Source organism: Streptococcus sp. 3.1 (genome assembly GCF_016648915.1).
In the GTDB taxonomy this organism is placed as follows: Bacteria; Bacillota; Bacilli; order Lactobacillales; family Streptococcaceae; genus Streptococcus; species Streptococcus salivarius_E.
In genome coordinates, this window is the sequence record NZ_JACLQV010000036.1 from 1 (window position 1) to 5,511 (window position 5,511).

General features: G+C 36.5%; 7 protein-coding genes. 3 read left to right on the forward strand and 4 right to left on the reverse strand.

From position 1 onward, the window contains the following. Window positions 1–550: 550 nt before the first annotated feature. The 3 genes from H7U02_RS11150 to msr(D) all read left to right on the forward strand — a co-directional run bounded on the left by H7U02_RS11150 (window position 551) and on the right by msr(D) (window position 3,907). Window positions 551–721: a hypothetical protein gene (locus H7U02_RS11150; RefSeq protein ID WP_000873143.1), complete on the forward strand. Its 171-nt coding sequence runs from the start codon at window positions 551–553 to the stop codon at window positions 719–721. A gap of 385 nt (window positions 722–1,106) precedes the next feature. Further along, entirely contained in the window at window positions 1,107–2,324 is a 1,218-nt protein-coding gene (mef(A), locus tag H7U02_RS11155) for a macrolide efflux MFS transporter Mef(A) (protein WP_000417519.1), read from the forward strand. A gap of 119 nt (window positions 2,325–2,443) precedes the next feature. Then, window positions 2,444–3,907, forward strand: coding sequence for an ABC-F type ribosomal protection protein Msr(D) (gene msr(D) / locus H7U02_RS11160; RefSeq protein WP_000420313.1), 1,464 nt, complete (start codon window positions 2,444–2,446; stop codon window positions 3,905–3,907). 117 nt (window positions 3,908–4,024) lie between these two features. Here msr(D) and H7U02_RS11165 read toward each other — a convergent pair whose 3' ends face one another. The 4 genes from H7U02_RS11165 to H7U02_RS11180 are packed head-to-tail and all read right to left on the reverse strand — an operon-like array spanning window position 4,025 to window position 5,269. Continuing rightward, complete coding sequence (locus H7U02_RS11165; RefSeq protein ID WP_001072467.1) at window positions 4,025–4,324, reverse strand: DUF5960 family protein; 300 nt, start codon at window positions 4,322–4,324, stop codon at window positions 4,025–4,027. Next, window positions 4,311–4,679 (reverse strand): hypothetical protein, encoded by a 369-nt coding sequence (locus H7U02_RS11170; RefSeq protein WP_000567222.1) that lies wholly within the window; start codon window positions 4,677–4,679, stop codon window positions 4,311–4,313. The genes H7U02_RS11165 and H7U02_RS11170 overlap by 14 nt, the downstream gene beginning before the upstream one ends. Window positions 4,680–4,691: 12 nt before the next feature. After that, window positions 4,692–5,027, reverse strand: a complete 336-nt coding sequence (locus tag H7U02_RS11175; RefSeq protein ID WP_000806926.1) for a hypothetical protein — start codon at window positions 5,025–5,027, stop codon at window positions 4,692–4,694. Next, complete coding sequence (locus H7U02_RS11180) at window positions 5,024–5,269, reverse strand: hypothetical protein (RefSeq protein WP_001813542.1); 246 nt, start codon at window positions 5,267–5,269, stop codon at window positions 5,024–5,026. Before H7U02_RS11180 ends, H7U02_RS11175 begins: the two co-directional genes overlap by 4 nt. Between the last annotated feature and the right edge of the window lie 242 nt (window positions 5,270–5,511).

The window sequence follows — 5,511 nt, forward strand, 5'->3', positions numbered from 1 at the left end:
CATGTTGAGGCGGTAAGTTTGCTAGTCAAGGAGTAAAACGACGAAGATTAGCATTTACTTCCGCCCATGCGATAGCTGTCCGTGATTGACAAGTGCTAGCACGCAGACAGAACGGAGATAGCGAACCGCTGAGTGTGTCGCTCTGCTCGTAAAAGCTTAGAAACCTTTGAACGAAAGGGATAATGAAAGCCTTGATTGCAAGGCTTTTTGCTTTATGGTGGGTAAGTATCAGAGTGAGAAAATTTTTGGAATGAGTAGAAGTGATAGCTAGAAATTATCAGTTTCTATTTCCATTTACCCTGTGGGTACGTGTTTGTTTCCATTGACAAGGAGTTTGTGGGAATAGAAATGTACCCACCTTGTTTGAATCAAGTGAAGTGTAGTTGAAGGAAATCTGTTGAAAGCAATACTTCATTTTACCGAATAAGTAATAATTTAGGCAACTTCAAATCGATTAAAAAAAACTATTTTAAAGGTTAAGAGTAGACAAAAATTGTCCACTCTTTTTTGCAAACTCAATTTATCAATAAATGAAATGAGGGAATGTAAAATGAAATATTTTGAGGTTGAGTTAGAAAATCCTGATGAATTTTTAAAACTACAAACAGAAGATTTTGTGAAAGCTAATCGCTTGCTACTAAGGAAGATAATCCAGAGCGTTACAGTCTATGAAGAAAACTTCGTCATATCCTTTAAATCTGGCATCGAATTGGAAGTATGAGTCTCATTCCATAACTTTTATATTGAACATATCATCTTGTTGTGTTATACTATAAATTGATATAAACAAAGATGTAGGAGGAACCGAAACTATGACAGCCTCAATGCGTTTAAGATAAGCTGGCAATAAAAAAAGCAGAATCTATACCCGATGATAGGCTTTTTTGTTGTGCTTATTTATACGATATTGAGCATTCATTAGTTACGGTGAGGATATTGGTTATTTAACTATACCTTTATTTAACTATGTCTTTAATATGAATGTTTCCAAATTGTATGTATGCAGACCAAAAGCCACATTGTGGGGTTTGGCCTGCATTTTTTATTGCCTAGAATGCTATTCAAAATAGAAATTCAAGCAAAATAATATGCAGGAGATAATATAAATGGAAAAATACAACAATTGGAAACGAAAATTTTATGCAATATGGGCAGGGCAAGCAGTATCATTAATCACTAGTGCCATCCTGCAAATGGCGATTATTTTTTACCTTACAGAAAAAACAGGATCTGCGATGGTCTTGTCTATGGCTTCATTAGTAGGTTTTTTACCCTATGCGATTTTGGGACCTGCCATTGGTGTGCTAGTGGATCGTCATGATAGGAAGAAGATAATGATTGGTGCCGATTTAATTATCGCAGCAGCTGGTGCAGTGCTTGCTATTGTTGCATTCTGTATGGAGCTACCTGTCTGGATGATTATGATAGTATTGTTTATCCGTAGCATTGGAACAGCTTTTCATACCCCAGCACTCAATGCGGTTACACCACTTTTAGTACCAGAAGAACAGCTAACGAAATGCGCAGGCTATAGTCAGTCTTTGCAGTCTATAAGCTATATTGTTAGTCCGGCAGTTGCAGCACTCTTATACTCCGTTTGGGATTTAAATGCTATTATTGCCATCGACGTATTGGGTGCTGTGATTGCATCTATTACGGTAGCAATTGTACGTATACCTAAGCTGGGTAATCAAGTGCAAAGTTTAGAACCAAATTTCATAAGGGAGATGAAAGAAGGAGTTGTGGTTCTGAGACAAAACAAAGGATTGTTTGCCTTATTACTCTTAGGAACACTATATACTTTTGTTTATATGCCAATCAATGCACTATTTCCTTTAATAAGCATGGAACACTTTAATGGAACGCCTGTGCATATTTCTATTACGGAAATTTCCTTTGCATTTGGGATGCTAGCAGGAGGCTTATTATTAGGAAGATTAGGGGGCTTCGAAAAGCATGTATTACTAATAACAAGTTCATTTTTTATAATGGGGACCAGTTTAGCCGTTTCGGGAATACTTCCTCCAAATGGATTTGTAATATTCGTAGTTTGCTGTGCAATAATGGGGCTTTCGGTGCCATTTTATAGCGGTGTGCAAACAGCTCTTTTTCAGGAGAAAATTAAGCCTGAATATTTAGGACGTGTATTTTCTTTGATCGGAAGTATCATGTCACTTGCTATGCCAATTGGGTTAATTCTTTCTGGATTCTTTGCTGATAAAATCGGTGTAAATCATTGGTTTTTACTATCAGGTATTTTAATTATTGGCATTGCTATAGTTTGCCAAATGATAACTGAGGTTAGAAAATTAGATTTAAAATAAACAATATTGGAGGAATATTTATGTATCTTATTTTCATGTAACTCTTCCTGCTAAAATCGCAGGGTTTTCCCTGCATACAAGCAAATGAAAGCATGCGATTATAGACAGGAGGAAATGTTATGGAATTAATATTAAAAGCAAAAGACATTCGTGTGGAATTCAAAGGACGCGATGTTTTAGATATAAATGAATTAGAAGTATATGATTATGACCGTATTGGTTTAGTAGGAGCAAATGGTGCTGGAAAAAGCACTTTACTCAGGGTACTTTTAGGAGAATTAACTCCCCCAGGATGTAAAATGAATCGTCTGGGTGAACTTGCCTATATTCCCCAGTTGGACGAAGTAACTCTGCAGGAGGAAAAAGATTTTGCACTTGTAGGCAAGCTAGGTGTTGAGCAATTAAATATACAGACTATGAGCGGTGGTGAAGAAACAAGGCTTAAAATAGCACAGGCCTTATCGGCACAGGTTCATGGTATTTTAGCGGATGAACCTACGAGCCATTTAGACCGTGAAGGAATTGATTTTCTAATAGGACAGCTAAAATATTTTACAGGTGCACTGTTAGTTATTAGCCATGACCGCTATTTTCTTGATGAAATAGTAGATAAAATATGGGAACTGAAAGATGGCAAAATCACTGAGTATTGGGGAAACTATTCTGATTATCTTCGTCAGAAAGAGGAAGAACGTAAGAGCCAAGCTGCAGAATACGAACAATTTATTGCGGAACGTGCCCGATTGGAAAGGGCTGCGGAGGAAAAGCGAAAACAGGCTCGTAAAATAGAACAGAAGGCAAAAGGTTCTTCAAAGAAAAAAAGTACTGAAGACGGAGGGCGTTTAGCTCATCAAAAATCAATAGGAAGTAAGGAAAAAAAGATGTATAATGCTGCTAAAACCCTAGAGCACAGGATTGCGGCCTTAGGAAAAGTAGAAGCTCCGGAAGGCATTCGCAGAATTCGTTTCAGGCAAAGTAAAGCATTGGAGCTCCATAATCCATACCCTATAGTCGGTGCAGAAATTAATAAAGTATTTGGGGATAAGGCTCTGTTTGAAAATGCATCTTTTCAAATTCCGTTAGGAGCAAAAGTGGCGTTAACTGGTGGTAATGGAATCGGAAAAACAACTTTAATCCAAATGATCTTAAACCATGAAGAAGGAATTTCTATTTCGCCTAAGGCAAAAATAGGTTACTTTGCACAGAATGGTTACAAGTACAACAGTAATCAGAATGTTATGGAGTTTATGCAGAAGGATTGTGACTACAATATATCAGAAATTCGTTCAGTGCTAGCATCTATGGGGTTCAAACAGAACGATATTGGAAAAAGTTTATCTGTTTTAAGCGGTGGAGAAATTATAAAATTGTTGCTTGCTAAAATGCTCATGGGTAGATATAACATCCTAATAATGGATGAACCCAGTAACTTCCTTGACATACCAAGTTTAGAGGCTTTGGAAATACTAATGAAGGAGTACACCGGAACTATCGTGTTTATCACCCACGATAAACGATTACTCGAAAATGTAGCAGATGTAGTTTATGAAATTAGAGATAAGAAAATAAATCTGAAACATTAAATTTAAGGTAGTCGCTGGTCAGTATAGTCTGTTCTGGTTGGCGACTCCATTGTTAAAGAGTATAAAGACTTTAGATTTTATGAATATTAAAAATAGGAACAGTCAATTGAACTGCTCCTATTTTTCTGCTAAATATATTGTAGTTTTCTTATATGTATAATGATAGATTAGCGGATTCTCATCTACGGTACTTACTTCAAATATGAAGAAGTGATCGCGGTTATCTCTGGACTTTTCCTTATTGAGGACAAAGTAATTCTTACGTGAAGTCGCCATTGTTTTTAGGATATCATCAGTTAGGAAGGTCAATGGAATATTCATGTTAGAGTAGCGGTAGAAGTCACGTTCAAAATCTTGGTAGCTCTCGCTATAATAGTCCATTTGTAGGTGATTACGCTGAAACTCAAGCTGATTCATAGAGCACCTCCTCGACAAGTTCAATACTAATAATGTCTTTTAATTTCAAATTGATGTGACCTGTTGTAGTTTTTATCAAAATGAAATCTTTGGTCAGACTTGGTATTGTTCCAGTGTAGGAAACACGCTTGTTTTTTTCAATCACTTGAATGCGTGTGCGTAGCTGCCCGGCGTATACTTGACTGAGGAGTAATAATTTCTTCTCTAGTGATAAGTCAGACATGTACGTTACTTTGTTTGTATCATCAGAGAGTGCTGATGCATGTTCAGATAGGAAAAAGCCCATCCATTTTTGCATCTTTGTATCCTGGTACTCTCTTGCTGATTGAAATGGTAAATATGAACGGTCAATCATATCAAATCCTTTCTATGCAGAGGCAAGGGTATTTTTATCAAATTGAATCGTAAAACCTTGAATTCCCCCACCTGTGTAACATTCTTTAAAGCGATTGATTACCTCAGTATAGATTATCACAGATGAGCTTGTTGGCTTAATGCTAAATGTAAATTCCAATGGTAATCGGTTTTCAGATTTAGCATGTACTAGTCGTATCGATATTTCAGTTGTTTTGAGTTTTCTCTGACGAAGTTTTGAAGTTGCTGTTTCAACGATTCCATGTAAAAATCTTTCAAGCATTTCAATATCATTACATCCTTTGCTACGGATTTCTGAAAATTGTACTGTATTTTTTTCTTGTTTCATTTTAATCCCTCCAATCCACCCGCGGAATGACCACCGATAAGTTTACTGCGTTCAATATTTCTGGAACCTTCAGTTAGGACGGTTCCTTTTTGTATGGCTAAAAAACCAAACTGTTCTCTGACAACATCAATAGCTGTCTGAAGTCTATTATCTTTTTCAATTTGTTCTACATCATCAAAGAGTGATAGTAGAGTATAGCTTTCATCTACGAAGCCACTATAAGATACACCAATTTGTCTCACTGCACCAGAGGTGTATTTTTTCGGAATAATACAAGTACATGACTCACCATTGTTTTGGGGAGATTTGCGGGTTCAATTTTATTCTGAGCATTTATAGATTTTTTCATCTCAGTCCTAGAATAGCCAATATGAATAGAAACGACAGTAGTCAATACTAGGGCTACTGTTCCGTTCCACAGTATCATTTAAAAATCATTTTCACACCCTTTCGTCTATTAGTATAGAAGAAAGCTCTCAGCACA

Bases quoted from the DNA above. Each gene is read 5' to 3' on its own strand.
- H7U02_RS11150 (WP_000873143.1), top strand. From the start codon at position 551: ATGAAATATTTTGAGGTTGAGTTAGAAAATCCTGATGAATTTTTAAAA.
- H7U02_RS11165 (WP_001072467.1), bottom strand. From the start codon at position 4,324: ATGAATCAGCTTGAGTTTCAGCGTAATCACCTACAAATGGACTATTAT.
- H7U02_RS11170 (WP_000567222.1), bottom strand. From the start codon at position 4,679: ATGATTGACCGTTCATATTTACCATTTCAATCAGCAAGAGAGTACCAG.
- H7U02_RS11175 (WP_000806926.1), bottom strand. From the start codon at position 5,027: ATGAAACAAGAAAAAAATACAGTACAATTTTCAGAAATCCGTAGCAAA.